The 2,032-nt window shown below is 67.6% G+C and carries 3 protein-coding genes; all 3 read left to right on the top strand.

From position 1 onward, the window contains the following. Positions 1-212, top strand: a 212-nt coding sequence (locus tag AB0J09_RS63335) for a CBS domain-containing protein (RefSeq protein ID WP_360713973.1), incomplete at its 5' end; no start/stop codon positions are given. Next, positions 209-1,501 carry an ArsB/NhaD family transporter gene (locus AB0J09_RS63340; protein ID WP_360713975.1) on the top strand — a complete coding sequence of 431 codons (1,293 nt, stop codon included), beginning with the start codon at positions 209-211 and terminating at the stop codon, positions 1,499-1,501. The genes AB0J09_RS63335 and AB0J09_RS63340, both read left to right, overlap by 4 nt. A gap of 117 nt (positions 1,502-1,618) precedes the next feature. Beyond that, positions 1,619-2,032: alpha/beta hydrolase (locus tag AB0J09_RS63345; RefSeq protein ID WP_360713977.1), on the top strand; the 414-nt coding region annotated here is incomplete at its 3' end.

A 2,032-nucleotide genomic window follows, 5' to 3' on the forward strand; every position in this document is an offset into this window, starting at 1 on the left:
CCCTGCTCACCTCGGTGACCGGCCGGACCGTGCGCGAGGCGCTGCCCGCCCGGGCCCGTGAGCTGCCGGTCACCGACCCCGAGGCCACCGTGCTGGAGTTGGCCGCGCTGATGGCGCGCACGCACAGCCCGCTGGTCGCGGTGGTGGAGGGCGGCCGGTCGCTGGGGGCGGTCACCCTGCAGGCGCTCCTGGACGGGCTGCTGGGCCAATGACCGCGCTTGCTTGGCTGTCGGTGGCGGTCTTTCTCGGCGCCTACGCGCTGATCGCTACAGAACGCATCCACCGGGTGGCCGCCGCGCTCGGTGGTGCCGGGATCATGTTGCTGATCCACGCCAGTGACGCGGGCGCGGCGTTCTTCTCCGAGCAGACCGGCGTCGACTGGAACGTCATCTTCCTGCTGCTGGGCATGATGGTGATCGTCGGCGTGCTCAAGCAGACAGGCATCTTCGAGTACCTGGCGATCTGGGCGGCCAAGCGGACGCGCGGCAAGCCGTTCCGGCTGATGGTGCTGCTGGTGGTCATTACCGCGTCGGCCTCGGCGCTGTTGGACAACGTGACCACGGTGCTGCTGATCGCGCCGGTCACGTTCCTGGTGTGCGAACGGCTGGCTCTGCCGGTGGTGCCGTTTCTGATTGCCGAGGCGTTGGCTTCCAACATCGGCGGCGCCGCCACACTGGTCGGGGATCCGCCGAACATCATCATCGCCAGCCGGGGCGGGTTGAGCTTCAACGACTTCCTCATCCACATGGCTCCCATGGTCGTCATCTTGATGGTGGCCTTCGTCGGGCTGTGCCGGATCTTGTTCCGCGAGGCGTTCGTCTATGACCCCGAACGCGCCGCCGAGATCATGCAACTCCAGGAGCGGGAGGCCATCGCCGACCGGACCTTGCTTTGGCAGAGCCTGGCCGTGCTGGGCCTGGTGATGGCGGCGTTCGTGTTGCATCCGGTGCTGCATTACGAGCCGTCGGTGGTGGCGATCCTGGGCGCCGGCCTGCTGGTGGCGGCCACCAAGGTGACCACTGAGAAGGCGATCGCCGAGGTGGAATGGCCCACTCTGGTGTTCTTCATGGGGTTGTTCGTCATGGTCGGCGCCCTGGTGGAGACCGGTGTGATCGGCCAGGTCTCCCGCATGGCGGTCGATGCCACCGCTGGTCAGCTCGGGCTGGCCACGATGGTGTTGTTGTGGGCCTCGGCTGGGTTGTCGGCGATCGTGGACAACATCCCCTACGTCGCCACCATGAGTCCGATCGTGGCCGAACTGGTGCAGGCCAATGGCGGCAACGGGGCGGGGCAGGTGCTGTGGTGGGCGTTGGCCTTCGGCGCTGACCTGGGCGGCAACGCCACCGCCGTCGGCGCGGCGGCCAACGTGGTCGTCATCGGTATAGCCGCCCGTAACGGCACCCCGATCAGTTTTTGGACCTTCACCAGATACGGCCTGATCGTCGCCATGGTCACCGTGGCGCTGGTCACCCCGTACCTGTGGCTGCGCTACCTCCTGTGACGGCCAGAAGCCGAGGTTCCCCGGGTGAGCGCACCCTGCCGCATTTGTCGCAGGTGCGCTGGCCACCGCCGAGACGTCGCGAACCAGGTCTGATCTGCTTTCCGACAAGGAGGTGCCATGGTGTCCATTTCACGCATGGCCTTTTCCGAGCGCGCTACCACCGTTGCGCGCACGCCGGCCGGCCCGGTGGAATACCGGCTGGAGGGCGAAGGCCGCCAGACGGTCGTGGCGTTCCACGGTGGTCACATGCGCGCCGGGCTGGCGCTGGGTGAGGAGGTCTTCGCCGACGCCGGTTTCAGGGTGCTGGCGCCCTCGCGGCCCGGCTACGGGCGTACGCCGCTGACCACCGGCACGACCCCGGCCGGCTTCGCCGACGCCACCGCCCAACTGTGCGAGATCTTGGGCATCGAACGCCTGGCCGCGGTCGTGGGCATCTCGGTGCTTGTCCAGGTCGGTCCATTCAAGGGCTGGCACGAGTTCGGTGCTCAAGTGCTCGATCTCCGGAATCTAGTTGTCATTGGTTGTGCCGGT

Origin of the sequence: Nonomuraea sp. NPDC049784, assembly GCF_040659615.1 — a bacterium.
In the GTDB taxonomy this organism is placed as follows: domain Bacteria; phylum Actinomycetota; class Actinomycetes; order Streptosporangiales; family Streptosporangiaceae; genus Nonomuraea.